We start from the raw sequence: 26,521 nt of genomic DNA on the forward strand, positions 1-26,521 counted from the left end.
CAAAATTGGCCGACGGGCCGCGGCTAACTAGGTCGCAGCTGCGGAACCGCGGTGAGAATCCAGTCCGGGCTGAGCGGTGTGGTCGCCTGTTCGCGCCGGTAGATCGATCGGAACTCGCGCAGCAGTGGATCCCGTTGCCACGTCTGCACCTGCCGCACCACGGCGTCGTCACTGAACATGCCGGATTTCTCCGCTATGACGGTCTCGACCAACTGGCCGGCGAGCTGTCGGAGCATTTGGGCGTTGGCGTCGAATTGCTCGGGGAAGTTCGGCGCTTTGCCCATCATGGCTTTGTGCAGGATGACCATGAAATTCAACGGCGAATACAGGTCGACGAACGGAACCGGAGAATCCTTGTCCTCTATCGCCGCCCATTCGCGGAAGAACCGTTGCACCCGGTTGCTGAGTTCGATGAGCCCTTCCAGGTGCGGGACGACCGCGGGATCGTCGGCGACACTGACGAACCGCCCGTTCGTGTAGAGCAACCCGATGAAACCCCAGTAGAACGCGATGTCCCAGACGACCTTGGCCGCCATCACCTTTGGTACGCCCATGAGCGGGTATTGGTCCTGATACACCGCGATCCACATCTCGGTGAGCGAGCGGAACAGGGAATCGCTGATCCCGGCACGCGCCACCACGTCCTGGCCATCGAGGTCACGCACGATCATGTCGGTGATGAGACCGTTGCCGATCGCGACCAGGTCCAGACCCGAGGAATACAACGGGTCTAGAAAGACTCCGGCATCACCGCTCAGGCACCACCGGTCGCGGCCGTCGAACACCTTGGTCGCGGTGTGGCTGTAATGCTTCATCACCCTGAAGTCCCGGATCAGGTCCTCGTGCTTGGCCAACTCGTGGGCACACTGCGGTTCGTGCTCACGCAGCCACGCCTTGGCTTTGGGCAGCGTGTTGAACGTGTCGAACGGGTGGATCTCAGGGTCGGCGACGATGCCGACGCTGGTGGCGCCCGAAGCGAGCCGGATGAGCCAGACCCAGTAACCCTCCCCCATCAAGTGGTTCGTGGACAAGGCACGGTCACCCTCGGTAAGTCGGGTGCGCCAGTCCGGGTCATCGCTCCACTGATTGACGTCGAGTTCCGTCGCGACGCGCAACCACGCGGCGTTGCAGTGATGCTCGGTGGGACGCCGCATGTTGAGTTGCCGGGACAGCGTCCGGTTGCGCCCGGACGCGTCCACCACCCACCGGGCAGTCGTGGTAGCAATCCTGTCCTGGTGTTGATAGGAAACGGTGTGGGGACCCCCATCAAGTCCGAATTCCACGGATCTGACTCGGCCACAGATGATTTCGACGCCGGCGGCCAGACAGCGGCGGTGCAGCTCGTTCTCCAGCCGACCGCGGTCGATCTGATAGGTCACTTGCGGGACGAATGAGGAACTGCCCAGTTCCATTCGACGCGCGATATCGGTGTTGCCGTCCTGGGCGAAGAACATCCGCAACCCCATCTTGCGTAGCTGCGCGGCGCTCAGGTGGTCGCCCAGGCCAAGCCGCTCGCGCAGATAGTGCGCAGAGACTTCGACGGTCGACTCGCCGACGGTGTGGGTTATCTCGGGCACTGGGTGGGCGTTCGACTCGAGGATCAGGATGCGCGTCCCGGCGCGTGCCGTGCGGAGCTCCAGCCCCAGGGTGAGTGCGGCGGCGCCCCCTCCGACGATCACGACGTCATAGTCGGTGGCGCCGGCACCATCGTCGCTCAGCTGCCGACGGATCTTTCGGGCAAGGGCCGCTCGAGCCTCGGCGTCCAGCTCCGACAGGTGCGCTCGCACGTCCACGGTTGCTCCTATCAAAGGCTGGATGGATTTTCTCTTTATCAAGGATGGATTTTCTCTTTATTCAAGGATGGATGAGATACCCCAGCGGGGGCCGCGCCACACGTCACGGCAGTCAGCCATCAACTGGCGCCGTTGGCACGCCGACGGCAGAGGGCTCCCGAGCTGTTGGCGGGTCGACCGGTTCCGGTCGGTGCCGGCCGTAGACGAACTCGAATATCGGCGAGGTCATCAGCGTAGTGACGATGGCCATCATCACCAGGATGGTGAACAGCGTAGGGGTGATGATGCCGGCCTCTAACCCGATGTTGAGCAGGATGAGTTCGATCAACCCGCGCGCATTCATCAGCGACCCCAGCGCGATGGATTCGCGCAGTGGCACCTTCCGAAGCCGCGCGGCTAACGTGCAGGCGACGCCTTTTGCTCCGATGGCGACCACGAGAATGCCCAACGTGGCCGCCCACAGTGCCGGAGTATTCACCAACCCGATCTGGGTGTTCAGGCCCGAATAGACGAAGAACAACGGTAGTAGGAGCGTCGTCGTGACCGGCTCCAAGTTGGCCGTTAGCCGGTCGGCGAAGAACCCGGACGGCATAGCGACGCCAAGGATGAACGCTCCGAAGATGGCATAGATACCGATGGCGTCGGTGAACCATGCGCACACCATGAGCAGGATGAGGACGACGCTGAGCATTCCCGGAGTGACGCCGTTCCGCCGTTCGGCCATCGGGCCGAGAACCCTGAATCCTCTTCGGCCCAGAGTCAGCACCGCCACGGTGTAGACGATCCCCCCGACGATTGCGATCAACGCCGTCGCGGGATTGCCGCGGTGAATGGCCAACACGATCGCCAGCAGGCACCATGACAGCGCATCATCGGTGGCGCCGCACGCTAGCGCGAGAGTGCCCAACGGCGTCCCGGAAAGCTTCTTCTCAAAAATGATGCGAGCGAGCATCGGGAATGCTGTGGTCGCGATCGACGCCCCGATGAACATCATCGCCATGATCAACGTGGTGTTCTTCTCGAAGAAGGCGTCGCTTGCCATCAGCGGCACGGCGAGCAGCGCTCCCAGACCAAGCGGGACGAAGATGCCCGCGGCAGAAACCGCGGCTGCGGTGCCGGCGCGGTGTTTGACCAGGTTGATGTCGAAGTTGAGTCCAACCAGGAACATGTACAGCACCAGGCCGATCTGTGCCACCGTATAGAGCACCGCATTGGCCGCACCCGGTGGGAACAGCTCGTGCTGAATGCCTGGCGCTATCCGCCCCAGCAGCGACGGTCCCAGGATGACACCGGCGAGCATTTCGCCGACGACTTGCGGCTGTCCCAACCGTTGTGCCACCAGCCCCACGACACGGCAGGCCAACAGAATGACGGCAAGTTCGAGGAAGAAATGAACGGCAACTGCTGCGGCCACGTCAAGTCCTACGCTTCGATATAAGGGCCCATCCGAGGACCGGGCATGGCTGGTCTTCTCGCACGTCTGTTAAAACTCGTCGTTCGCTCATCCGAACAGGGCAGACGTCGAGTCGATGACGGCGGCGTCTTCGACGCGCAGGGGGTATTACCCCGCATTGCGCAGGGACTAACCAGACGCATCGGCTATTGCTGTAACCCCTGCCGCTATCTCCTGGCATGACGCTGACTCGCCTCACCGCCACCCGCGCCCCGGGCGCTGTGGTGCTCATTCGCCTCTACGTCGGGCTGATCTTCGCCGGCGAGGGAGTGCTGAAGTTCCTGCGCCCTGCCACGTTGGGCCCGGGCCGATTCGACAAGGTGGGCATACCCGCGTCCACGTGGTTCGCTTACTTGGACGGTGCTTTCGAAATCGGCTGCGGGATACTCATTTTGGTGGGCGTGTTCACCAGGCTGGCCGTCGTACCGATGATCGTTGACATGGTGGGTGCCCTGGCGATCACCAAGGTGCCGCTGCTGTGGGGGGACGCCCCGCTGTATCCCAAGGAGTCCGGGCTCTGGGACTTCTTCCACGAGGGCCGACTTGAGATCGCGATGTTGTGCGGGAGCGTCTTCCTGCTGATCGTCGGTGCCGGGGCGGCGTCGGTGGATGCCAGGCGGACCCAAAACCCCGAAGGTGAGCGCCGAGTCACCGGTCTTACGGCATAGGTTCAGGCGCACAGGGAACCCGCAGGTTGATTTTGGGACGGCGGGCAGTGATCGCGAGCGAGAATGGAGTGCGCCGTGTCCGCCCCGGCCAGGCGCGATCGTCGCGCCCCCCGGGAGGGCTGCATCCAATGACCGATGCCGCGTATCCGAGCTGGGATGCCGTGTATCGCGACAACGCCACCTGGGTGTATCGGCTCATGTACGGCAAGGTCGGTAACCGTCCCGACGCCGAAGACCTGACTGCCGAGGTCTTCATGACCGCACTGCGACCGCTGCGGGTGTCGGCTTCGGTCCCCGAAGTGCGCAAGTATCTGCGCATGACGGCACGAAGCGTGCTGGCGTCGTACTGGAGGGAGCGAATGGGCCACGAGGTGACGTCTATCCCGGAAGATATGCCCGAGTCGGACGAACCCGAAGAACTCAGCGATGCGCCCGAGAAGGTCCGCAGACTGTTGACATACCTGCCGGACAACTACCGACGGATATTGGAATTGCGCTTCCTGCAGGCATATTCGGTGCGCGATGCCGCCGCCCAAATGGGGGTGAGCATCGCAAACGCGAAAGTGTTGCAGTACCGCGCCTTGAGGTTCGCCGCGCAGACTGCTGCGGAGGAGACCACATGAGCGGGCGGACGGTACGGCGTTTCGTGGACGGACTCCTGCGCGGTCGCCCAACCGGACGCGCGAACCCGGACAACGAAGACGTTCAGGAGATGCGCACCGCCATCGAACTCCGCGCAGCGCGACAGGGCAGCGACGCTCCCCGTGAAGAGTTCCTCAGCGATCTGCACCGCAAACTCGCCGAGGCTCTCGATGACGCACACGCACCAGTGGATCACCGCCGCCGGACACCTGGACGGCGCGAATTGGTGATCGGCGGCTCGGTTGCCGCGGCCTCTGCTGCGGCCGGGCTGGTGGCAGGACGCAACCTTATGGTCCCCGCGGCGAGCCCCACCCAGCCGGTCCAAGCGCAGGGTCAACTGGTGCCGAATACTGGTGCGTGGCAACGGGTCGGGACGATTGATCAGGTCGCCGACGGCACCGCCCTGGCGTTCGCACTCGGGTCGATCAGCGGATTCGTGCACCGGGCCGGAGACCGCCTCGAGGCGGTCTCCGGTATCTGTACCCACCACGGCTGCAAGCTGTGGCTGGATGCACCCGAACAGCGGTTGCGCTGTCCGTGTCACTCGACCTCGTTCTCGCTGTCGGGCACCAACATCACCCACCAGCTGCCCGTTGCGCCTGCGCCACTGCCCAAGCTCCGGGTCCGCGAAACCGGCGGCATTATCGAGGTTTTCGCGCCTCCGGAGTAACAAGTTGAGCGGCAAGATATGGTGCCGTCCGGCTCACCGTGTGGGCGGCAATCTCGACGGGCGTGCCGGCCACCACCACCGCACCACCGTCGTCACCTCCGCCGGGTCCGAGGTCGATGACGTGATCTGCCCTCGCCACGACCGACATGTCGTGTTCGGCCACCACGACGGTGTTGCCGGCGTCGACGAGGCGGTGCAGCTGACGCTCCAGCAACTCGACATCGGCCGGGTGCAGCCCGGTGGTGGGCTCATCCAGTACGTAGAGCGTGTGGCCGCGCTTGGCGCGCTGCAACTCCGAAGCCAACTTGATGCGTTGCGCCTCACCGCCGGACAGCTCGGTCGCCGGTTGCCCCAGCCGCAGGTACCCGAGACCGACATCACGCAAGGTGGTCAAACTCCTTGCCGCACCGGGCAGATCGCTCAGGAAGTCGACCGCTTCGTCTACCGTCTGGGCCAGGACGTCGGCGATGGTGCGGCCCCGGTAGGTGATCTCGAGCGTCTCCTCGGCGTAGCGCGCACCGCCGCATGCCGGGCAGGTGGCATAGGTGCCGGGCAAGAAAAGCAGCTCGACCGCCACGAAGCCCTCACCCTGGCAGGTGGCGCAACGGCCCTCGGCGACGTTGAACGAGAACCGGCCGGCGCTCCAGCCGCGCCGCCGCGCTTCGGCGGTGTTGGCGAACGCCTTGCGGACGGCATCGAACAACCCGGTGTAAGTGGCCAGGTTCGACCGCGGTGTGCGTCCGATCGGCCGCTGGTCCACGGTGATGAGCCGGTCGATCATCTCCGCGCCTTCGACGGTCACCCCCACACTGGAATCGACATCGATGTCGAGGAGTTCGGCGTCGCCGTCGGTGGCGTCGTCGGCGGGTTCGACCGATTTTCCCAACTGGCTGGCCATCACGTCACCGAGGACTTTGCAGACCAGCGTCGATTTGCCCGACCCCGATACTCCGGTGACGGCCACGAACGCACCCAGCGGGATCTCGACGTCAACATTGCGCAAGTTGTGAAAAGTGATGCCGTGCAACCGCATAACGCCTGCGGGCGTCCGGAGGGCCGGCTGCGCGGACGGCTCATCGGCGAACAGGTATCTCCGGGTGATTGAATTGTCGATGCCGGCGAGGCCGGCCACCGGCCCGCTGTAGAGCACGTCGCCGCCCAGCTCCCCGGCGCCCGGGCCCACATCGATGATCCAGTCGGCGCGACGCACCACATCCATGTCATGCTCGACCACGAACAACGAATTCCCCGCACGCCGAAGCCGATCCAGCACATCGAGCAGCGGCTCGGCGTCGGCCGGATGCAAACCCGCCGATGGCTCGTCAAGCACGTAGAGAACACCGAACAACCCTGCCCGCAGCTGCGTCGCGAGCCGCAGACGCTGCAATTCCCCGGGCGAAACCGTCGGTGTGCGGCGGCGCAGGCTCAGGTATCCGAGTCCTAGATCGACCAGCACGCCGATCCGGGCGACCAAGTCGGCAGCGATCATCGTTGCCACTTCAGTGAATTCGCCGGATTCCGTGGATTCGTAGGCCGCGGCGAACTCCGTCCTGGTGGCCGCGGGCGCCAGGACATCGGCGAGTGCCGTCAGTGGCAGGGATACCAGCTCGGCGATGGTGCGGCCCGCGAAGGTCACCGCGAGAGCTTCGGGCCGCAGCCCGGACCCGCCGCAGACAGAGCAGTCGACGCTGTGCACGAACTGCAGCACCCGGCGGCGCATCGACGCGCTCTGCGAGTTGGCCAGCGTGTGGCGGACGTGGCGCTCGGCGCTGGAGAAGGTGCCGTTGTAGTAGTAATCCGCGGTGACCGGGTGCTGGCTCGGATCGATCTCGACAGTGGGTTGATCCTCGGTGAACAGAATCCATTCCCGTTGCCGCTTGGGCATTTTGCGCCATGGCTTATCGATGTCATACCCCAGCGTGATGAGGATGTCGCGTAGATTCTGTCCCTGCCAGGCGCCCGGCCAGGCCGCCACCGCCCCTTCACGGATACTCAGTGACGGGTCGGGCACCAACGTCTGCTCGGTCACCTCGTGAATGCGGCCAAGGCCATGGCACTCCGGGCATGCGCCGATCGTGGTGTTCGGAGAGAACGCGTCGGAGTCGAGTCGTTCTGTGGCTCCGGGCGGATAGGTGCCGGCGCGGGAGAACAACATGCGCAGCAGGTTCGAGAGCGTGGTGACAGTACCCACGGTCGACCGAGACGTCGCGGTGCCGCGGCGCTGCTGCAGCGCGACCGCCGGGGGCAGCCCAGTGATGTCGTCGACCTTCGGCGCATCCTGAGGCAGCAGCAACCGACGGGCATACGGCGCCACCGACTCGAAGTAGCGTCGCTGAGCTTCGGCGTAGATGGTGCCGAACGCCAGCGATGACTTTCCGGAGCCAGACACCCCGGTGAACACCACGAAACGGTCGCGCGGGGCAGCAACGTCCACCGATTTGAGGTTGTGCACGCGGGATGCGTAGACGCGGATGTACGGGTCCGGTGGGTGTGTAGCTGCTTCCGTACCGCCGTCCATCTCAACCATTGTGTACGACACAACGAGTTTGCCTGCCGAACGAGAACGGCGCCTGGGCGCTATATAAACCCGCGGATCTCGCATGCCTCAGTGCCACGGCCGTACGTCTCATCCACCACCAACGAAGAAATAGGTGGCAACGAAGAAATACGTGGCGGCGGTCAGGGCGCTGGCGAGGCTGGGTTTAAGTGCGCGATGGGGCTGCCCACCTTGCAAAAGCCGGCGTCGGTATCGACGCGTTGGGCTATACCTTCCTGGAAGAGGATGATGATGTCCGAGCCGCCGAACGCGAAGAATCCGAACTCCTCCCCCTTCGGCAGTTTGGTGTCGGTGACGGTGGTCAGGTTGACCGACGCGACGTGTGACATCCCAACCGGAACCACGGCGACGACGCCCACGTCTCCATAGCCGGATTCGGCCGTGTCGAGGACCAGGACGCCGCGGGTTTGGAAGAACTCATATCCGCTCTGCGAACTGTCCTTTGACTCGAGTTGGCCATCGACGAGGTCGACTTGCATGTAGACCTGTCCGGTGGTGACGAAGGATTCCCTGACGAACCCACCGACAGGCGCGTGGTACCGGTGATACGACGACGGAGGCAGCATGTAATGGACGAACGTTCCGTTGGCGAAGGAATCGGCGTACCGGCTACCCTCCAGCAACTGCCTGATGTTGCCGTAACGGTGTGTTCCTTTGACCGTCGTGGCGGGGATGTTGGACTCTGCGTCAATGCCGTAGGTATGCCGATAACTGCAATCCGCGGGTGACGTAACCACCATGTTGTTCGATGGCTCGCTGATGGGACGGAGCCCGGGATTGAGCTCACGGGCGAAGAACTGGTTGAAGGTCAGCCACCCACTGGGCTGGTTCGGTCTGCCATCGATGAGAGACTCTTCGACGGTGTAGTCGGGGGCCTCCTCCAGAAACGACCGGAGTATATCGTCGTTGAACGAGTCGGGTGTGTCGAGGAAACTGCCCCACTGTCGCGCGAAATCCGTTAGCCAGGAACGGAATACAGGTGAACGTTCGATGGCGGGTCCGCCATCGTCATCCCTCTGGTCGACCAGCCAGAAGAAATGCGCAAGCCGATCACTGACCTCTTTGGCATAGCGCTCACCTGGACTGGAGGTTCGCCACGCGGGATTATCCGACTGGCGCGGTATCCACCTGATGAAGTTTTGAACGTACCTGTAGTAATCGTCGAGGTTCTGGGGCCAATCAAGGACGTCGCGAAGCGTCGGGTCGAGGTCGGACGCCGCACGGTCATGCGCTTGCCTGATCGACCTCTCGAGGTCACTTCGCAAGCGGGGGTCATCTTTGAGCAGCTGTTGAAGGTCTTCAACTATTCGGTCTGGTCTCGACATGCCATTCATCGTTCGCGCCTTATCACCGCGTCAACAATATCCCGAGGCACACAGGCACAAGGTTCACCGAGTACGTTCACCACGGATGTGCTGTACCCCTTATTTCCTGAGGGACACGTTCCTTTGCTCCGGCGAATCCTGTCGCGGACGTTGGTCGCGCGATTCAGTGGACTCGCAGCGCGCGCACAGGAGTGGCGGTTGGCTTCATCCGCCAAGCACTCTGTCAAACAATGACCTGATGCTTGTCACTCTTCGACGGATCTCGACAGGAAAGCCTTCACCTCGCCATGTTCGCGAACCGTGACAAGTGCAGCTGGTGCGCGACAGTCACTGTCTTGGTCGGGCCGTTACGGTGTTTGGCCAGAATGAAATCCGCTTCTCCCCCACGTGGATCGTCACGCTCGAACGCGTCGGGACGATTCAACAGGATGACCATATCCGCATCCTGTTCTAGCGAACCCGATTCGCGAAGGTCGGACAACATTGGCTTCTTGTCGGTGCGTTGCTCCGGGCCACGGTTCAGCTGGCTGATCGCAACCACCGGAACCTCGAGCTCTTTGGCCAAAAGCTTGAGATGCCTTGAGAATTCGGATACTTCGATCTGTCGCGACTCGACCTTCTTACCTGACGTCATCAGCTGCAGATAGTCGACAACAACAAGCTTCAGGTTCGCCTTCTGCCGAAGCCGCCGCGCCTTGGCGCGGATCTCCATCATGGTCAGGTTTGGCGAATCGTCGATAAACAGCGGCGCCTCACTGATTTCGCTCATCCGCCGCGCCAGCCGCGTCCAGTCATCGTCGTTCATTCGGCCCGACCGCATGTCGGCGAGCTTGATCTTGGCCTCCGCCGACAAGAGTCGCATGACGATTTCGGTCTTGCTCATTTCGAGGGAGAAGATGACGCTGGCCATGCGGTGCTTGATTGAGCACGACCGCATGAAATCCAAACCCAACGTTGATTTCCCCACACCCGGCCGCGCCGCGACGATGATCATCTGCCCCGGGTGCAGCCCGTTGGTCACCTCGTCCAACTCGGTGAAGCCGGTCGGCACGCCGCGCGACATACCGCCGTTGGAGGCGATCGCATCGATCTCGTCCATCGTCGGCTGCAGCAGGTCTTCAAGGGGCACGAAGTCTTCCGAGGTCCGCCGGTCGGCCACCTCGTAGATCTCGGCCTGCGCGCGGTCGACAATCTCGGCCACGTCGGCGCCGTCGGCGCCGGCATAGCCGTACTGCACCACCCGCGTACCCGCCTCGACCAAGCGGCGCAGCAATGCTTTCTCGGAGACGATGCCGGCGTAGTAACCCGCGTTGGCGGCGGTCGGCACCGTTGAGATGAGGGTGTGCAGATACGGCGCCCCGCCGATTCGCCGCAACAGCCCTCGCCGGTCCAGTTCAGCGGCCACCGTCACGGCATCGGCCGGTTCCCCCCGCCCATAAAGATCGAGGATGGCGTCGTAGACGTTCTGATGTGCCGGGCGGTAGAAGTCGCCTGGCCGCAGCCGTTCCAGAACGTCTGCGATGGCATCCTTGCTCAGCAACATCCCGCCCAGCACCGACTGCTCCGCGGCGAGATCCTGGGGCGGCTGCCGCCCGTAGTCCTCACTCGGCGGCGCGGAATCCATCCCCGGGTGCGGCAGATCGTCGACGACTGCCATCCGCCCTCACCTCCTCTGACTTAGGCACCGAACATACATTCGAAGACTGCGATTCGGAGCGTAAATCAAAGCACTGACACCCTCCCCCGTCCCACCACATGGCCCCACTCGGCCTAGGCGCCGAGACGAACGTAAGCGTTGCTGGCGCGTACTCCAAGGGCCGCTGTTCATGAAGCTGTGCATGGCGTGTGCATACCCGGGCACACCTGTGTTGAGGGGGGTGTGGAGAACCTGTGGATCACGGCCGGGCCTCACGACATCACTGCTGTTGACCGCCATATAACGCCAGGGAATTCGTGTGGACAAGAATTGCTGCGGCGTGTCGTCGCAGGTTATGGCGTCGGGCGTGTTGGTTTTCAGCCAGATTGTCTTCGCGTAAATGACAGGTTAAGCCGCCGGCCGATCGTGAAGCCGGATTTGTTCGCCAGCGCGACGCAGCCGAAAAAACCCGGTGCGGCCAATTCGCGGCCACACCGGGTGATGACGGAGATGACGAGTTAGCTCTGGCCGACGACCTCGAGAGCAACCTCGACGTCGACTTCTGGGTGTAGGTGCACGACGACCGGATGGGTGCCGACCGCCTTGATGTGTGCCTTGGGCAGGCGGACGATCCGCTTGTCCAGGCTCGGACCACCCGCCTTCTTGATAGCGGCGACCACGTCGCCGGCGGTCACCGAACCAAACAGCTTGCCGCTGTCGGACGCGGTCTTCACCGGCAGTGCGACCGAGCCCAGCGCCTGGATCGCGGTCTTGAGCTCGCTAGCGTGCTCGCGGTCGCGGACTGTCTTGGTTTCCCGAGCACGGCGAATGTCGTCGGCCTGCTTCTGGGCACCGCGGGAAGCGACGATCGCCAGCCCACGGGGCAGCAGGAAGTTCCGCCCGTATCCGTCCTTGACCTCGACCGTTTCGCCAACGGAACCGAGGTGGTCGACGTCGGCGGTCAGAATCAGCTTCATCGTGTATGTACTTTCGTTGCGCGCCGCGGGGTTACCGCGTCGAGGACGTGAAGGGCAGCAGTGCGACCTCGCGGGCGTTCTTCACCGCGACCGCGATGTCCCGCTGGTGCTGCACGCAGTTGCCGGTAACCCGCCGGGCCCGGATCTTGCCGCGCTCACTGATGTAGGTGCGCAGCAGCGTGGTGTCCTTGTAGTCGATCTGCTGGCCCTTCTTGGAGCAGAACACGCATTTGCGCGCCTTGATGGGCTTCTCGGGAGCCGGGCGCCGCTTGGTGGACTTGGCCATGTGTGTTGTTCTTCCGTTCTCGTTCTCTGAAGTTTTCTAAATCAGAAGGGGGGTTCGTCGTCGCCGCCGCCGAACGAACCCGATGCCGGGGCACTGCCCCACGGGTCGTCGCCCGATCCGCCGGACTGGGCCGGCGCCGACTGCCGGGATCCGCCGCCACCGCCACCGCTGAAACCGCCGCCGCTGCGGCTGGCCTTGTTGACTTTGGCGGTGGCATACCGCAGCGAAGGTCCGATCTCGTCGACCTCGACTTCCACCACGGTGCGCTTTTCGCCCTCACGGGTCTCGAAGGACCGCTGCTTGAGTCGCCCGGTGACAACCACCCGCGCACCCCGGGTCAGGCTTTCGGCCACGTTCTCAGCCGCTTCCCGCCAGATGTTGCAGCGCAGGAACAGCGCTTCGCCGTCCTTCCACTCACCGCTCTGCCGGTCGTAAATACGAGGCGTGGACGCGACGGTGAAATTCGCCACGGCGGCACCCGAGGGGGTGAACCGCAGCTCGGGGTCAGCGGTCAGGTTTCCGACGACGGTAATTGTCGTGTCACCAGCCACAATAATCCTCCTTGTTCCGCCTGATCCTTACCTAATCCTGGCCTGATGGCTAGTTACGACGAGCCTAAGCAACGGCCCCGACAGGGGCGGCTAGTGCTTGTCGGTGCGCATCACCTTGGTTCGCAGCACCGACTCGTTCAGGCTCAGTTGGCGGTCCAGCTCGGACACCGTCGCGGGCTCGGCCTTGAGGTCGACGACAACGTAGATGCCTTCGGCGTGCTTGGCGATCTCGTACGCCAGCCGCCGCCGGCCCCAGATGTCGACCTTCTCGACCGTTCCACCGTCTTTGCGGACGACGTTCAGGAACGTCTCCAAGGACGGGGCGACGGTGCGTTCGTCGAGCGTGGGGTCGAGAATGACCATGATTTCATATGGACGCATAGGGACCTCATCACCTCCTGTGGTCTTGGCGGCCACGGACGGTCCGTGGCAGGAGGGTCGCCTGCGTCGGCAACCGCATCAGGGTACCGGACTCCGGACCGACCTGGGAAATCACTTCCGCGACGTCCGGAACTCCGCGGCTCGCGTCCGCGTCGCGTCGTCTGCCTTGGCGACGGAACCGGAGTCGAACGGCGGCTGGGGGTCGTATTCGATGAGTAGCTGGATTGCTTGCGCGGCGACGCGGTCGGCCAGCAGTTCCACCAACCGCAATGCCATGTCGATACCGCTGGACACCCCTGCTGAGGTGATGATGCGCTGCGGCAGGTGCTCGACGACCCGCTCCGGCACGTACCGCGCGCCCAAATTGTTCAACTGGTCGACAGCGGACCAATGGGTGGTCGCGGTAAGCCCGTCGAGCAGACCTGCACCGGCCAGCAGCAGCGCGCCGGTGCATACCGAGGTGGTGAAGGTGGTGTGTGGATGGACCGCTTGCAACCAACCGCTGATCTTTTCGTCGCCGATGAGCGCCCGGGTTCCGATGCCCCCAGGGACCACCACGACATCGGGCGAGTCCACTTCGTCGAAGGTGGCATCGCAGCTCACACCAAGCATGCCGTTCTCGGTGCGCACCTCACCACGCTGCCGACCCACGAACACCACCTGTGCGCCAGGTAGGCGCTGCAAAACGTCGTAGGGCCCCACCGCATCCAGGGCGGTGAACCGGGGAAACAACGGAATCGCGATCTGCATCAAGGCTTCTCGCCGACCAGTTCAGCTTCGGGGCACGGGGCCGGCGCCGGCGCACGCCTTGCGGCCTTGGGCCGCAATCGGTTCGGCAGCCAGCCTGGTGGCGTGTCCGGTGCCAGGTCGTAGGTCCCACCCGCGGGGTCGTCGACCCTACCCTGCCACCGCACCAGGTCCTCATCCGGCCGATAGATCTGACGAATCACCAAGGCGCACAACGCTAACACCGCGATATCGCGCAGTAACACCGTCGCGGTGAACCATTGTTCAGGCAGCGAACGGTTCGGGTTGCCGTACAGGTAGTACATGCGTGGCACCCACACCAGTGCGTCGATCGTCATCCAGGTCAGCAGTACGCGGCGATGCGGCACAGCCAGCACCGCCAGCGGCACCAGCCACAGCGAGAACTGGGGGCTCCACACTTTGTTGGTCAACAGGAAAGCAGCCACCACCAAAAAGGCCAGCTGCGCCAGACGGGGCCGCTGTGGCGCGGTGAGCGCGATGTAAGCGATTGCCGCGCAACACAATACGAATAACACCGTGACAATCGTGTTGAGCACCGTCGGGGGCTCCCAGAACCCCAGCGAGGGGTCGAACCCGCGCCACCCGGTGAACGACTTGACGACGTTGAACAGCGAATCCATGTCGTCGCCGCGACGGGTGTTGAGCCGGAAGAATTCTGACCAGCCGCGCGGGTAGAGGACCATCACCGGCAGATTGACCACCAGCCAGGTGACGGCGGCGGCCAGCGCGGTGCGTGCCACGCCCCGTAACCGTCCGGATCGCACACCCAACACCAGCAACGGCCCGAGAAACAAGAGCGGATACAGCTTCGCCGCCGCGCCCAGCCCAATCAACGCCCCGGCAAGGACGGGTCTGCGCCGCGCCCAGGCAAGGAGGCCTCCCATCGCGAAAGCCGTTGCCAGCGCATCGAAGTTGGTGAAGATCTGGAAGATCACCAACGGGGAGGCGGCCACCAGCGCCGCGTCCCATGGTCGACGGCCCGCCAACCCCGCGGTCGCCCACACGGTGGCCAGCCACGCCAGCGCCAACCCAAGTGCGGCGAAATTGAAGAACATCACCACCTCGGCCACCACCGGTAGCGGCGCAACCTTGCTCACGGTGGTGTAAGTCTTGGCGACCGCCATCGACAGGTATTGGTAAACCCCCGTCAGCACGGGATATTCCATGTATCGCACCGCGAGTTGGCCGTCGTAACGGACTTGCGGCCGACCACCACTGTCGGTCTCGACCCAACTGGATTTGTACGGAAACTTGCCTTGACTCAACAACTCCGCGCCGTAGAGCGGCACGGTGTCGGAGTAACACAGCTCGTAATACGCCCGTTGGTTGTCCCAATTGGCCACCCGCTGATCACCCGTGCCGGTTCCCGTGCTCTGCAGGCAAGCCGCCTTCGTCGACCAACCCAACGCCAGGAACACCAACGCGATCAGAAACATCACCCGCAACGGGGTGATGAACCGGGACCGACCGATCAGCGCATGCCGCCCCACTGGTCCGCCGATGACCGTGGCCAGTGCCGCGCCGAGCGCATCGGTGCGGCTCGGGCAGTCGCGGCTGTCCGCACTGCGGCGATCGGCGGCGATCGGCAGCGGCGAGATGGTGGCGCGTTCGGGTGGTGCCTGCGTCACGGGGGCGGTTGGGGAATGTCAGCCGGCGGCGGCAGTACCGGGCCCGGCTGGACGGGCAACCCCGGCGATCCTGGCACCCCCGGCGATCCGGGCACCCCCGGCGATCCGGGCACCCCCGGTGATCCGGGCGGTTCGGGCGGTCCCACCGTGACCGTTTGGGGCGGCCCCACCGGGATGGTGATCCCGGGGGCCACCTCTACGGTCGGCTGGATCACGGTCTGCGAAGGGCGCGGCGGTGGCGGGGGCGGTGCTGCGGGCACGCCCGCATAACCGCCGATCTCTGTCGGCTTGGGGAAGGTCTCGTTCTGCGTGCCCTTCAGGGCACCATCCATCGTGGACTTCCAGACGTCCGATGGCAGGCCCGAGCCGTACACGGCGCCGCCCGACGCTGTCACCAAGGGTTGGTCGCCCTTGACCGTGCCAACCCACACGGCGGTCGAGAGTGACGGGGTATACCCGACCATCCACGCGTCCTTGTTCGAGTTGGTGTCACCCAGTTGGGTGGTACCGGTCTTCGCCGCCGACGCCCGCCCCCCGGCCAAGCTGTGGCCGCGCGAGTATCCGGCGATCGGCTGCATCGCGGCGGTCACGTTGTCGGCCACTGCCTTGGGGATGCGTTGCTCACCGCTGTTGTCAGCGGTGGCGGCATCGAAGAGCACCTGCCCTTCGGAGTTGACCACCTTCTGCACGAAGTGCGGACGGTGATAGAGACCGGACGCAGCCAGCGTGGCGTAGGCGGTGGCCATGTCGAGCACCCGACTCTGGTACTGCCCCAGGACGATTCCGTTGTTGGGGGGTCCGCCCTTGCCGTCCTCGGACAGAGTGTGAGCGACACCTGGGAAGCTCTCGGCAATTCCAGCCTGGTGCGCGGCATCCGCTACCGCCTGCGGGCCGCCCTTGAGCTTGAGCATCAACCGGTAGTACGAGGTGTTCAACGACATCTTCAGCGCCTCGGCCAGGTTGCACGTCCCGCAACTCTCGCCCTCGACATTGGTGATCTTGATGCCGTCGACGGTCAGCGGGGAACTGTCCACCTGATAGCCCAGACCTATGCCCTGCTCGAGGGCAGCGACCAGGGCGAAGACCTTGAACGACGAACCGGTCTGCAACCCCGCCTGGGCGAAATCGAAACCCTGGGCGTTGGCCCCGCCGTAATAGGCCTTCACCGCTCCGGTGCGCGGGTCGATCGAGACCACCGCGGACCGCATCTCGGGGTCCTGGTCGTCCAGGTACTTCGACACCGCCCGCTCCGCGGCCTGCTGGGCCTGCGGATCGATCGTGGTGGTGACCTGCAATCCCTGGGTGTTCAATGTCTGCTCGTCGATGTTGAACAGATCCAAAAGCTCTTTGGTGACCTGTCGCTCGATCAGTCCATTGGGTCCCGTGGTCTGGTAGGCCGCGCGCGCCTGATCCGGTGAGACCGTCCTCGGGAAGACCTGTGCGGCGCGGTCGCCGGTAGCGAGCGCCTTGGTTTCCACCATGCCGTCCAGGACCCAGTTCCACCGGGCGAGAGCACCTTCGGGGTCGACGGCGGGGTCCAGGGTGGAGGGCCGGCGGATCAGCGCGGCCAGCAGCGCACCTTCGGAGACGGTGAGTTGCTCGACGGGTTTGTCGAAGTAGGCCTTGGACGCAGCCGAGATTCCGTAGGCGCCGCGGCCGAAATAGATGATGTTCAGGTAAGCCTGCAGCACATCGTCTTTCGACCACTCCCCCGCCATCTTGGTGGCGATGACGAATTCCTTGGCCTTGCGCATCAGGCCGCTCCACCCGTGCTGCGCGGAGCCGACCAACGCGTTCTTGACATATTGCTGGGTGATCGTCGACCCGCCCTGCAAATCCCCCCCGAACAGGTTGTTCTTCGCTGCACGGGCAAACCCGCTGAAAGAGAAACCAGGGTTGCTGTAGAAGCCGCGGTCCTCGGCGGCGATCACCGCCTGCCGCACGTGCACCGGCACCTGATTGAGGTTGACATCGACCCGGTTGCCCTCGGGCGGCACAATTTTGGCGATCTCAGTGCCATCACTGGCCAGGATTGTGGAGACCTGGTTGGTGCGGATGTCACCGGGCCGTGGCACGTCGACGATGAAGTAGGCCATCGTGAACGTGACGATCGGCAACAGAATCAGCACGGCCGCACTCAAGTACGCCGAGCGTCGGACCCATCGCCAGTTGATCTGCTCGGACCAAGTCGGCTTCCGGCGCGGCCTTCGGCCACCCGAAGGTCCGGTGGGGCCCGGTGGGGGGGGCGGGCCCCCCGGGGGCCGTCGTGCGCCGCTGAGCCGTTCCCGATCCTGGCCGGGCCGCGGCGACGGAGCGTCCAGTGCCGCCTTCACCTGGTCGAGTGGGTCGCGTTGCTCGACCGGTGCTGACGCCGCGTTGTCGAGGGCCGCCTTCACCTTGTCTATGGGATCGCCGTGCCGAGTCGACCGGTCGTCGACGACGGGCGGAAGGATCGTGGTCAACCGGTCGTCGGGGGGCACCGGTCGGCGCGGTGCCGGCGGCGGAACACCCCGATCGCCGGCGGGAGGCTCGGCGGGATGCTTGGTGCCACCCTCGGTCGCCGACTCGCCCGGTGAGCCGCTGGACGCCTGGTGGTGACGCCCGTCGTTATTCACTGGCTGTGCGGGCGCCGTTGCGCGCCGTCCGCGGGCCACCCGTCCCCTTCGGCGGGTGTGCGGGGACTGCCGCACCCAGGACGTACGACTTGACCAGGTGATTCCAGCTGCAGGTGCGACACACCTCTACGACGTGAACAGCAAACTCTGAGAAGCGGGTGGCCAGCAGCACCAACTCTTCTGCGGTGCGCGCCGACCCCGATACCGCGCCCAGGTGCTCACCGAACACCCAGGAAACCAACGTCAGTTGCTCCTTGCGGCAGATCGGGCACATCACTTTGCTCGGTTTCCCGTGAAACTTCGCCGCGCGCAACAGGTAGGGATTCGCGTCGCACACCTCCGACACCCCGGTGCGGCCCGAGTACACCTCAGCCAGCAGCGAGCGCCGTCGAAGCGCGTAGTCCACCACCTGTCGCTGCAGTCGCACGGTGACCAGAGTACGTCGCCTTCCCCAGCACCGATACGCAGCCGCGGGTGTTGTCGCACGGGCCGGAGGCGGGTGAATCGGTATTGAGTGCTCACACGCTGCGCCGCTGCGCGCCAGGACTTCTACGATCATCCCGTGGCGAAATCTCGTGGCGGGTCGGCGACTACGCGGGCAAAGGACAGCGACCGGCAACGCGCGTGCCGGATCCTTGACAACGCCCTCAACGACGGTGAGTTGTCGATGGAGGAGCATCGCGAGCGGGTCAGCATGGCCACCAACGCGGTGACCCTGGACGACCTGCAGCTTCTGGTTGACGACCTGCAGTCCGCCGAGGTCGCGCCGCCGGTACAGAATGCCGTGGTCAAACAGCGGAAGAAGCCGAACGGGCGGGGCCTCACCGTAGCGGCCTTCGCGGTCACCGCGTTGCTGGGCATCGCCATCGGGTGGGGTCTGTACGGCAATACCACCTCGCCGCTGGACTTCACCTCCGATCCCGGCGCCAAATCGGACGGCATCGACCCGGTGGTACTGACACCGCCCAAGCAACTCCACTCCCTCGGCGGATTGACTGGTCTGTTGGAGCAAAGCCGCAAACGATTCGGCGACACGAAGGGTTACCGCTTGGTGGTCTACCCCACTTACGCGTCGATGGACCGACCCGACCCCGCCGACGAGCGCCGGGTGCTGGATTACACCTACCGCGGCGGCTGGGGCGATCCGAGTAGCTCCGCAAAGAGCAGCACCGACGGCGCTCTGGTGGATCTCGCCAAGTTCGATGTCAAGACCGTGGTGGGCATCATGCGCGGCGCACCGGAGACCGTCGGCATGAAGCCGCAAGACGTCAAATCGACATATCTGATCGTGGAACCGGCAAAGGACCCGACCACACCGGGGACGTTGTCCCTGACCATCTACGTTTCCGGCGACTACGGCAGTGGCTACATCGAGCTGGCCGGTGACGGCACCGTGAAACAGGTCCATTACGTGAGTTGAGGGTGTGACTAACGGCGCACTAACAGTTGGTGGTGTTGTCGCTAATATATCGGGGCGATACGATGACACGAGGCGTCGTATCGTCGTAATCAGTCGCATAAAGAGGGGGTGAACCGGTGCTGGAACTTGCCATTCTTGGTCTCCTCATCGAGTCACCGATGCACGGCTACGAGCTGCGTAAGCGTCTGACAGGCCTGCTCGGAGCGTTCCGCGCGTTCTCGTACGGTTCGCTGTATCCCGCGCTGCGCCGCATGCAGACCGACGGGCTGATTGCCGAAAACGCCGCTCCAGCCGGGACACCGGTCCGACGGGCACGCCGGGTCTACCAGTTGACCGACGCGGGTCGCCGGCGCTTCGGCGAACTGGTCGCCGACACCGGACCGCACAACTACACCGACGACGGCTTCGGGGTGCACCTGGCTTTTTTCAACCGCACTCCCGCGGAGGCGCGGATGCGCATCCTGGAGGGCCGGCGCCGTCAGGTCGAGGAGCGGCGAGAGGGTCTGCGCGAGGCGGTGGCGCGGGCCAGCAGTTCGTTCGACCGCTACACCCGTCAGCTGCATCAACTCGGCCTTGAGTCCAGCGAGCGGGAAGTCAAGTGGCTCAACGAGCTCATCGCCGCGGAGCTAGCGGCACCCAATCACGCCGAACAGACGTGAATTCGCGACATCCAGAACGAACAACTTAGACAGCAGAGTTACGAGGTTAGGAGAACGCCCAATGAGTGAGCAGAACGCGCCACAGGCGTCTGAGGTACGGGTCGCCATCGTCGGCGTCGGCAACTGCGCGTCCTCGCTGGTTCAGGGCGTCCAGTACTACTACGAGGCCGACGAGAACAGCACCGTGCCCGGGCTGATGCATGTGACGTTCGGCCAGTATCACGTCCGCGACGTCAAGTTCGTGGCCGCTTTCGACGTCGACGCCAAGAAGGTCGGCTTCGACCTCTCCGAAGCGATCTTCGCCTCGGAGAACAACACGATCAAAATCGCCGACGTGCCACCGACCAATGTGACGGTGCAGCGCGGTCCGACGCTCGACGGCATCGGCAAGTACTACGCCGACACCATCGACGTGTCCGACGCCGAACCCGTCGATGTGGTCCAGGCGCTCAAGGACGCCAAGGTCGATGTGCTGGTCTCGTACCTCCCGGTCGGCTCCGAAGAGGCGGACAAGTTCTACGCTCAGTGCGCCATCGACGCCGGCGTGGCATTCGTCAACGCACTGCCGGTCTTCATCGCCTCGGACCCCGTGTGGGCCAAGAAGTTCGCCGACGCCGGTGTGCCGATCGTCGGAGACGACATCAAGAGCCAGGTCGGTGCGACCATCACCCACCGCGTGATGGCCAAGCTGTTCGAGGACCGCGGCGTGCAGCTGGACCGGACCATGCAGCTCAATGTCGGCGGCAACATGGACTTCCTCAACATGCTCGAGCGCGAGCGTCTGGAATCCAAGAAGATCTCCAAGACCCAGGCCGTCACCAGCAACCTGCAGCGTGAGTTCAAGACCAAAGACGTGCACATCGGCCCGTCCGATCACGTCGGCTGGCTCGACGACCGCAAGTGGGCCTACGTGCGACTGGAAGGCCGTGCCTTCGGCGACGTGCCGCTGAACCTGGAGTACAAGCTCGAGGTGTGGGACTCGCCGAACTCTGCGGGCGTCATCATCGACGCGGTGCGGGCGGCCAAGATCGCCAAGGACCGCGGCATCGGCGGCCCGGTGATCCCCGCGTCGGCGTACCTGATGAAGAGCCCGCCCGAGCAGCTCCCGGACGACATCGCTCGTGCGCAACTCGAAGAGTTCATCATCGAGGGCTGACTCGTAGAGTCACAAGGGTGACCGACACCTCGCCCGACGAACTCACCGGACTGTCCGAGTTTGACCTGCTGGCCGAAAACGCCGAGCAAGCGGGTGTTACAGGCCCCCTGCCGCAGGTAGAACGGGTGACCGCGGGTGCCGTCAGCGCGCTGCGCTGGGGTGATTCCGACCCTCGCGTGATCTTCCTGCACGGTGGCGGGCAGAACGCCCACACCTGGGACACCGTGATCGTCGGCCTCGGCGAGCCGGCGCTGGCCGTGGATCTACCCGGGCACGGGCACTCCGGCTGGCGGGAGGACGGCGACTACTCCCCCAAGAACAACGCCGACACGCTGGCGCCGGTGTTGCGCGAGCTGGCACCCAGCGCCGAACTCGTGGTCGGCATGTCGCTCGGCGGGTTGACGGCCATCCGGCTGGGTGCGCTCGCCCCGGATCTGGTCGACGAACTCGTGCTCATCGACGTCACCCCGTCGGCGCTGCAACGGCACTCCGAAATGACCAAAGAGCAGCAGGGCACCGTGGCGCTGATGCACGGCGAACGGGAGTTTCCCACCTTCCAGGCGATGCTGGACCTGACGATCGCGGCCGCGCCGCACCGCGAGGTCAAGGCACTGCGCCGTGGCGTTTTCCACAACTCTCGCCGAATGGACAACGGCAACTGGACGTGGCGATACGACGCAATACGCGTGTTTCCCGACTTCAGCACCCTGTGGGACGACGTGGCCAGCCTTCGAGCGCCGGTGACCCTGATTCGCGGCGGCTCATCGGGCTTCGTCACCGGTGACGACGCCGCCGAACTCGGCCGGCGTGCACCGCACTTCCGTGCCGCCCACGTCGTCGAGAATTCGGGCCATTCGGTGCAAAGCGACCAACCCCGGGCGCTGATCGAGTTGGTGCGCGGAGTCATCGCCGCCCGCTGAGGTCCACCGTCGGATGACCAATAGCGATCGAGCCAGGCCCGCCGGGCGGCCGCGTGACACGTCCATCGATGACCGGGTGCTGTCGGCGACACGTGAATTGCTGCTCGAGGTCGGCTGGGACGACCTGAGCGTGCGCCTGGTCGCCGCGCGGGCCGGAGTAGGGCGGTCCAGCCTGAGCCGACGCTGGTCTTCCAAAGCGGAGCTGGTGTTGCACGCGATCCTGGGGGAAACCCCCGACCTGGCACCGTTCGAAGGCACTGACCTGGCGGGCTGGATCGAATGGGTGGTCCGCGGCAGCCATGAGCTGTTCAGCCGTGCCGACGTACGGACGGCGGTACCGGGCCTGCTGCTGGCCCTGCAGGAGAATGACGACCTTCGAAAGACGCTGTGGACCGCGTTCAGCGGTCCGGCCGCAGAACTGTTCGCCGACAAGGTACAGGCCACCACCCGCCGGCAGCGGCAACGCGCTGAGCTCGACGCGCGTGCGACCCTGGCGATGGCGGCGGGCGCCGCGCTGTTTCTGACAACCGTTGCGGCCGAAGACGATTCGCAGGCCTTACGGAATCGGATAGCGCAGCTGCTGACGACGGCGATGCGGCCGGACGGCGGTTAGTGCTAACGTTACGAGACCAGTGGAATCGTAACTCTAGAGCGCGGGCCGGGCTGCACATACATGGGGATTTACGCGATCAGCGGATCGGCGTCGGGAATGGGCCGCGCCGCCGCGAACCGGTTGCGCGCCGAAGGTCACACCGTCATCGGAGTCGACCTCAGAGACGCTGAAGTGCTGGCCGACCTCTCGTCGGCGGAAGGCCGCGCGCAGGCGGCGGGCGCGGTGCTCGCGGCCACCGACGGCCGGCTCGACGGCGCCGTCCTGGCTGCCGGTATCGGCCCCACTCCCGGCAATCTCGGCCGCATCGCGGAAGTGAACTACCTCGGAGTGGTGGAACTCCTCGAACAGTGGCGGCCCGCGCTGGCCGCTGCGAACGGGGCGAAAGTTGTTGTGGTGTCCAGCAACTCGACGACCACCACTCCGATGGTCCCGCGCCGGACGGTACGCGCACTGTTGGCCGGTGATGTCGATCGGGCGGTGCGCAGCGTACGGATCTTCGGACCAGCCCGGCCGGCCATCGTCTACGCCGCATCCAAGGTCGCGGTCAGCCGGTGGTTGCGCCGGCAGGCGATCCGAACCGATTGGGCCGGAGCCGGCATCCGGCTGAATGCTCTGGCACCCGGCGCGGTGCTGACGCCACTGCTCGAGCAGCAGTTGGCCGATCCCCGGCAGCGCCGGGCCGTGCAGCGCTTCCCGGTTCCGGTCGGCGGCTTCGGCGACCCGGAGCAGCTGGCCCAGTGGATCTGTTTCATGCTTTCAGGTTCGGCCGACTTCCTCTGCGGCAGTATCGTTTTCGTCGACGGCGGAACCGACGCACACTTTCGCGGTGACGATTGGCCGCGCCCCGTCCCCGCTCGCCACGTCGCCGGCTACCTGCGGAAGTTTCTGATGCCACGCTTTGACCGGCGATAACCAGGTGATATGTTTCGGTGCCAATGGTATCGAAACTTGCATTTGTCCCGATGCGGCTCGGTCCTCTGACGCTGAAAAACCGCTTCATCAAGGCGGCGACGTTCGAGGGCGTGATGCCACGCGGGCAAGTCACCGACGCACTCGTCGACTTCCACACCGAGGTTGCCCGCGGCGGGGCGGCCATGACCACCGTTGCCTACTGCGCGATCTCCCCGGGCGGACGAGTGCACCGCGATACCGTCGTGCTCGACAACGATCGGGTACCGCAGCTGCGCCGCCTGACAGATGCCGTTCACGCCGCGGGCGCACTGGTGTGCGCGCAAATCGGACATGCGGGGCTGGTGGCCAACACGCTGTCGAACCAGACGGCGACCCTGGCCCCGTCCACCCGCCTCAGCGCGCCGGCCATGGGTTTGGTCCGCGCGGCCACCCCCGATCAGCTCGAGGCGGTGGTCGACGACTTCGGAGCGGCCGCCCGCAATGCCGTCGAAGCCGGGTTCGACGCGATCGAAATCCACATGGGCCACGGCTACCTGCTCAGCTCGTTCTTCAGCCCGAGCCTGAACAAGCGGCGGGACAGCTACGGCGGCGACACCACCCGGCGCGCCGAGTTGGCCCGGCGGGTAGCCGAGCGGGTTCGGCGCACCGCCGGCCCGTCCGTTGCGATCACTGCGAAATTCAACATGGACGACGGGGTACGCCGCGGGTTCTGGCTCACCGACAGCCTGCCCACGGCCCGCCTACTGCAATCCGACGGACACCTGGACGCGCTGCAACTGACCGGCGGCAGTTCGCTGCAGAACCCCATGTACTACTTCCGAGGCGACGTTCCGCTCGACGAATTCATCGCCTCGCAACCGCGAGCGGTCGGGCTCGGCCTGCGCGTCATCGGTCGCCGCATGTTTCGCAGCTACCCGTTCGAAGAAGCTTTCTTCCTCCCGCTCGCCCGACAGTTTCGTGCGGCCCTGTCCATGCCGCTGATCCTGCTTGGCGGAATCAACCGGCTCGACACCGTCGAAGGAGCGCTTGCCGAGGGCTTCGAATTCGTCGCGATGGCCCGGGCCCTGCTGCGAGACCCGCATCTGGTCAACAGTTTTCATCGGGGGGCGGCCACCGAGGGCCTGTGCGTCCACTGCATGAAGTGCATGCCCACCGTATACACCGGGACGCATTGTGTTGTGCGCCAGTACAGCAGCGTCTGAGTTCGCCGGCGCGACACGCGCCTACGGTGGTTGTCATGACTTCCACCGCTCAACCCGCCGTCCCTATCCGCATCGGCGTCCAGCTGCAACCACAGCATGCCCCGCGCTACCGCGATATCCGCGACGCCGTTCGGCGCTGCGAAGACATCGGTGTCGATGTGGCCTTCAACTGGGATCACTTCTTCCCGCTCTACGGTGATCCCGACGGTGCCCACTTCGAATGCTGGACGATGCTGGCGGCCTGGGCCGAGCAGACGTCGCACATTCAGATCGGCGCGCTGGTGACGTGCAATTCCTACCGGAATCCCGAACTGCTGGCCGACATGGCGCGCACGGTAGACCACATCTCCGACGGTCGGCTCATTCTGGGCATCGGATCCGGCTGGAAGCAGAAGGATTACGACGAGTACGGCTACGAGTTCGGCACCGCGGGCAGTCGGCTCGACGACTTGGCCGGTGCCCTCCCCCGCATCACCTCGCGACTGGCCAAGTTGAACCCGGCGCCCACCCGGCACATCCCGGTATTGATCGGCGGCGGCGGCGAACGCAAGACGCTGCGGCTGGTTGCCGAGCACGCTGATGTGTGGCACAGCTTCAGCTCCGCGGACGAATATCCGCCCAAGTCGGAGGTCCTGGCCAAGCACTGCGAAGCGGTCGGCCGAGACCCGGCCAGTATCGAGCGGTCCGCGGGGGTCGGTGGCGGAGCCGACCTGATCGCCAACGCTGAAGCCCTGGCCGATCTCGGAGTCACCCTGCTGACGGTCGGCTGCGATGGGCCCGACTACGACCTGAAGGACGCCGAAGCGCTGTGTCGGTGGCGCGACAGCTCGCGCTGATCCTTATGCGATCGACGAAACATCTCTCCGCGCCGCTCTCGTCGTGAGAAACTGGCCGCGCTAGCGGCCGCGGGCCGTCCGGAAGAGACTGCAAGGACTGATGCCGAAGAAATACGGGGTCAAAGAAAAAGACCAAGTTGTGACGCACATTCTCAACCTGGTGTTGACCGGGACGCTGCGCAGTGGCGATCGCGTCGACCGCAACGAGATCGCCCAGGGGCTCGGCATCAGCCGGGTACCCATCCAAGAAGCACTGGTTCAGTTGGAACACGACGGTATCGTTTCGACTCGCTATCACCGGGGCGCGTTCATCGAGCGGTTCGACGAGGCAACCGTGCTCGAACACCACGAACTCGACGGCCTCCTCAACGGCATCGCGTCAGCGCGGGCGGCAGCCAACCCGACGCCCCGGATCCTGGGCGAACTCGACGCGCTGCTCCGGTCGCTGCGGGTCGCCCAGGAACCGCGCACCTTCGCCGAGATCGCGTGGGAGTACCGGCGCGTGGTCAATGACGAGTACGCCGGGCCACGCCTGCACGCCACCATCCGCGCCTCGCAGAATCTCATCCCCCGGGTCTTCTTCATGACCTACCAGCACAGCCGCGACGACATGCTGCCGTTCTACGAAGCTGAGAATGACGCGATCCACCGGCGCGACCCGCGAGCCGCTCGGGCCGCCTGTGTGGGGCGCGCTGAGCTGATGGCCAAGACGATGGTTGCCGAGCTGTGCAGACGCGGGGTGTTCGCTTCCCGCGAATGTTCGGAAACCTCTGTCGCGCAATCACCTTCAGTTCCGGCCGGTTAGCCCGCGGGTGTCGTCGATCGTGTTCTAGAACGTCACCGCAGAGGACTG

Annotated in this window: 25 protein-coding genes; 12 read left to right on the forward strand and 13 right to left on the reverse strand. The window is 64.8% G+C overall.

Going from position 1 to position 26,521, the window contains the following annotated elements:
* Positions 1-23: 23 nt before the first annotated feature.
* Positions 24-1,793: an NAD(P)/FAD-dependent oxidoreductase gene (locus tag A5636_RS08850; protein ID WP_155763708.1), complete on the reverse strand. Its 1,770-nt coding sequence runs from the start codon at positions 1,791-1,793 to the stop codon at positions 24-26.
* Between the two features lie 112 nt (positions 1,794-1,905).
* Entirely contained in the window at positions 1,906-3,207 is a 1,302-nt protein-coding gene (locus tag A5636_RS08855; protein WP_081287686.1) for a cation:proton antiporter, read from the reverse strand.
* Between the two features lie 218 nt (positions 3,208-3,425).
* On the opposite strand from A5636_RS08855, the gene A5636_RS08860 reads away from it, so the two are divergent.
* From A5636_RS08860 to A5636_RS08870, 3 genes are all read left to right on the forward strand, one after another.
* Positions 3,426-3,914, forward strand: coding sequence for a DoxX family protein (locus A5636_RS08860; RefSeq protein ID WP_065158297.1), 489 nt, complete (start codon positions 3,426-3,428; stop codon positions 3,912-3,914).
* A 128-nt stretch (positions 3,915-4,042) separates the two neighbouring features.
* On the forward strand, positions 4,043-4,537 hold the full coding sequence (locus A5636_RS08865; RefSeq protein ID WP_065158298.1) for an RNA polymerase sigma factor: 495 nt from the start codon (positions 4,043-4,045) through the stop codon (positions 4,535-4,537).
* Positions 4,534-5,226, forward strand: coding sequence for a Rieske (2Fe-2S) protein (locus tag A5636_RS08870; RefSeq protein ID WP_065158299.1), 693 nt, complete (start codon positions 4,534-4,536; stop codon positions 5,224-5,226). The genes A5636_RS08865 and A5636_RS08870 overlap by 4 nt, the downstream gene beginning before the upstream one ends.
* Here A5636_RS08870 and A5636_RS08875 read toward each other — a convergent pair.
* The 11 genes from A5636_RS08875 to A5636_RS08925 all read right to left on the reverse strand — a co-directional run bounded on the left by A5636_RS08875 (position 5,198) and on the right by A5636_RS08925 (position 18,377).
* Positions 5,198-7,744, reverse strand: a complete 2,547-nt coding sequence (locus A5636_RS08875; protein WP_065158333.1) for an excinuclease ABC subunit UvrA — start codon at positions 7,742-7,744, stop codon at positions 5,198-5,200. The two genes, A5636_RS08870 and A5636_RS08875, sit on opposite strands and share 29 nt — an antisense overlap.
* A gap of 161 nt (positions 7,745-7,905) precedes the next feature.
* The gene (locus A5636_RS08880; RefSeq protein WP_253900543.1) at positions 7,906-9,048 is read right to left on the reverse strand and encodes a phosphatidylserine decarboxylase; all 1,143 of its coding nucleotides are present in this window, start codon (positions 9,046-9,048) and stop codon (positions 7,906-7,908) included.
* Between the two features lie 337 nt (positions 9,049-9,385).
* Positions 9,386-10,765, reverse strand: coding sequence for a replicative DNA helicase (gene dnaB / locus A5636_RS08885; RefSeq protein WP_065158300.1), 1,380 nt, complete (start codon positions 10,763-10,765; stop codon positions 9,386-9,388).
* Positions 10,766-11,262: 497 nt separating this feature from the next.
* A complete protein-coding gene (gene rplI / locus A5636_RS08890; protein WP_065158301.1) occupies positions 11,263-11,721 on the reverse strand; it encodes a 50S ribosomal protein L9 in 459 nt (152 codons plus the stop codon).
* A gap of 31 nt (positions 11,722-11,752) precedes the next feature.
* Entirely contained in the window at positions 11,753-12,007 is a 255-nt protein-coding gene (gene rpsR, locus A5636_RS08895) for a 30S ribosomal protein S18 (protein WP_065158302.1), read from the reverse strand.
* Positions 12,008-12,048: 41 nt separating this feature from the next.
* Positions 12,049-12,558, reverse strand: a complete 510-nt coding sequence (locus tag A5636_RS08900; protein WP_065158303.1) for a single-stranded DNA-binding protein — start codon at positions 12,556-12,558, stop codon at positions 12,049-12,051.
* A 90-nt stretch (positions 12,559-12,648) separates the two neighbouring features.
* Positions 12,649-12,939, reverse strand: coding sequence for a 30S ribosomal protein S6 (gene rpsF / locus A5636_RS08905; protein WP_036362157.1), 291 nt, complete (start codon positions 12,937-12,939; stop codon positions 12,649-12,651).
* 111 nt (positions 12,940-13,050) lie between these two features.
* Complete coding sequence (locus A5636_RS08910) at positions 13,051-13,689, reverse strand: DJ-1/PfpI family protein (protein ID WP_065158304.1); 639 nt, start codon at positions 13,687-13,689, stop codon at positions 13,051-13,053.
* Positions 13,689-15,335, reverse strand: coding sequence for a glycosyltransferase family 87 protein (locus tag A5636_RS08915; RefSeq protein WP_065158305.1), 1,647 nt, complete (start codon positions 15,333-15,335; stop codon positions 13,689-13,691). The genes A5636_RS08910 and A5636_RS08915 overlap by 1 nt, the downstream gene beginning before the upstream one ends.
* Entirely contained in the window at positions 15,332-17,950 is a 2,619-nt protein-coding gene (locus tag A5636_RS08920) for a transglycosylase domain-containing protein (RefSeq protein WP_065158306.1), read from the reverse strand. The genes A5636_RS08915 and A5636_RS08920 overlap by 4 nt, the downstream gene beginning before the upstream one ends.
* The gene (locus A5636_RS08925) at positions 17,943-18,377 is read right to left on the reverse strand and encodes a DUF5318 family protein (protein WP_065158307.1); all 435 of its coding nucleotides are present in this window, start codon (positions 18,375-18,377) and stop codon (positions 17,943-17,945) included. The genes A5636_RS08920 and A5636_RS08925 overlap by 8 nt, the downstream gene beginning before the upstream one ends.
* Before the next feature lie 135 nt (positions 18,378-18,512).
* Between A5636_RS08925 and A5636_RS08930 the strand changes: the two genes are divergently transcribed.
* The 9 genes from A5636_RS08930 to A5636_RS08970 all read left to right on the forward strand — a co-directional run bounded on the left by A5636_RS08930 (position 18,513) and on the right by A5636_RS08970 (position 26,473).
* On the forward strand, positions 18,513-19,370 hold the full coding sequence (locus tag A5636_RS08930; protein WP_065158335.1) for a DUF1707 domain-containing protein: 858 nt from the start codon (positions 18,513-18,515) through the stop codon (positions 19,368-19,370).
* A 116-nt stretch (positions 19,371-19,486) separates the two neighbouring features.
* A complete protein-coding gene (locus A5636_RS08935) occupies positions 19,487-20,029 on the forward strand; it encodes a PadR family transcriptional regulator (protein ID WP_065158308.1) in 543 nt (180 codons plus the stop codon).
* A gap of 61 nt (positions 20,030-20,090) precedes the next feature.
* Positions 20,091-21,185 carry an inositol-3-phosphate synthase gene (locus tag A5636_RS08940; RefSeq protein WP_065158309.1) on the forward strand — a complete coding sequence of 365 codons (1,095 nt, stop codon included), beginning with the start codon at positions 20,091-20,093 and terminating at the stop codon, positions 21,183-21,185.
* Positions 21,186-21,202: 17 nt separating this feature from the next.
* Entirely contained in the window at positions 21,203-22,105 is a 903-nt protein-coding gene (locus A5636_RS08945; protein ID WP_065158310.1) for an alpha/beta fold hydrolase, read from the forward strand.
* A 13-nt stretch (positions 22,106-22,118) separates the two neighbouring features.
* Positions 22,119-22,718, forward strand: coding sequence for a TetR family transcriptional regulator (locus A5636_RS08950; RefSeq protein WP_065158311.1), 600 nt, complete (start codon positions 22,119-22,121; stop codon positions 22,716-22,718).
* Between the two features lie 60 nt (positions 22,719-22,778).
* Complete coding sequence (locus A5636_RS08955; protein WP_065158312.1) at positions 22,779-23,630, forward strand: SDR family oxidoreductase; 852 nt, start codon at positions 22,779-22,781, stop codon at positions 23,628-23,630.
* Positions 23,631-23,653: 23 nt separating this feature from the next.
* Positions 23,654-24,832: an NADH:flavin oxidoreductase gene (locus tag A5636_RS08960; RefSeq protein ID WP_065158313.1), complete on the forward strand. Its 1,179-nt coding sequence runs from the start codon at positions 23,654-23,656 to the stop codon at positions 24,830-24,832.
* Positions 24,833-24,867: 35 nt separating this feature from the next.
* A complete protein-coding gene (locus A5636_RS08965) occupies positions 24,868-25,668 on the forward strand; it encodes an LLM class F420-dependent oxidoreductase (RefSeq protein ID WP_065158314.1) in 801 nt (266 codons plus the stop codon).
* Between the two features lie 100 nt (positions 25,669-25,768).
* Positions 25,769-26,473 carry a GntR family transcriptional regulator gene (locus A5636_RS08970; RefSeq protein ID WP_065158315.1) on the forward strand — a complete coding sequence of 235 codons (705 nt, stop codon included), beginning with the start codon at positions 25,769-25,771 and terminating at the stop codon, positions 26,471-26,473.
* Positions 26,474-26,521 lie beyond the last annotated feature (48 nt).

Origin of the sequence: Mycobacterium asiaticum (assembly GCF_001673315.1) — a bacterium.
Lineage (GTDB): Bacteria > Actinomycetota > Actinomycetes > Mycobacteriales > Mycobacteriaceae > Mycobacterium > Mycobacterium asiaticum_B.

Bases quoted from the DNA above. Each gene is read 5' to 3' on its own strand.
- A5636_RS08860 (WP_065158297.1), top strand. From the start codon at position 3,426: ATGACGCTGACTCGCCTCACCGCCACCCGCGCCCCGGGCGCTGTGGTG.
- A5636_RS08865 (WP_065158298.1), top strand. From the start codon at position 4,043: ATGACCGATGCCGCGTATCCGAGCTGGGATGCCGTGTATCGCGACAAC.
- A5636_RS08870 (WP_065158299.1), top strand. From the start codon at position 4,534: ATGAGCGGGCGGACGGTACGGCGTTTCGTGGACGGACTCCTGCGCGGT.
- A5636_RS08875 (WP_065158333.1), bottom strand. From the start codon at position 7,744: ATGGACGGCGGTACGGAAGCAGCTACACACCCACCGGACCCGTACATC.
- dnaB (WP_065158300.1), bottom strand. From the start codon at position 10,765: ATGGCAGTCGTCGACGATCTGCCGCACCCGGGGATGGATTCCGCGCCG.
- rplI (WP_065158301.1), bottom strand. From the start codon at position 11,721: ATGAAGCTGATTCTGACCGCCGACGTCGACCACCTCGGTTCCGTTGGC.
- rpsR (WP_065158302.1), bottom strand. From the start codon at position 12,007: ATGGCCAAGTCCACCAAGCGGCGCCCGGCTCCCGAGAAGCCCATCAAG.
- rpsF (WP_036362157.1), bottom strand. From the start codon at position 12,939: ATGCGTCCATATGAAATCATGGTCATTCTCGACCCCACGCTCGACGAA.
- A5636_RS08910 (WP_065158304.1), bottom strand. From the start codon at position 13,689: ATGCAGATCGCGATTCCGTTGTTTCCCCGGTTCACCGCCCTGGATGCG.
- A5636_RS08940 (WP_065158309.1), top strand. From the start codon at position 20,091: ATGAGTGAGCAGAACGCGCCACAGGCGTCTGAGGTACGGGTCGCCATC.
- A5636_RS08950 (WP_065158311.1), top strand. From the start codon at position 22,119: ATGACCAATAGCGATCGAGCCAGGCCCGCCGGGCGGCCGCGTGACACG.
- A5636_RS08955 (WP_065158312.1), top strand. From the start codon at position 22,779: ATGGGGATTTACGCGATCAGCGGATCGGCGTCGGGAATGGGCCGCGCC.
- A5636_RS08960 (WP_065158313.1), top strand. From the start codon at position 23,654: ATGGTATCGAAACTTGCATTTGTCCCGATGCGGCTCGGTCCTCTGACG.
- A5636_RS08965 (WP_065158314.1), top strand. From the start codon at position 24,868: ATGACTTCCACCGCTCAACCCGCCGTCCCTATCCGCATCGGCGTCCAG.
- A5636_RS08970 (WP_065158315.1), top strand. From the start codon at position 25,769: ATGCCGAAGAAATACGGGGTCAAAGAAAAAGACCAAGTTGTGACGCAC.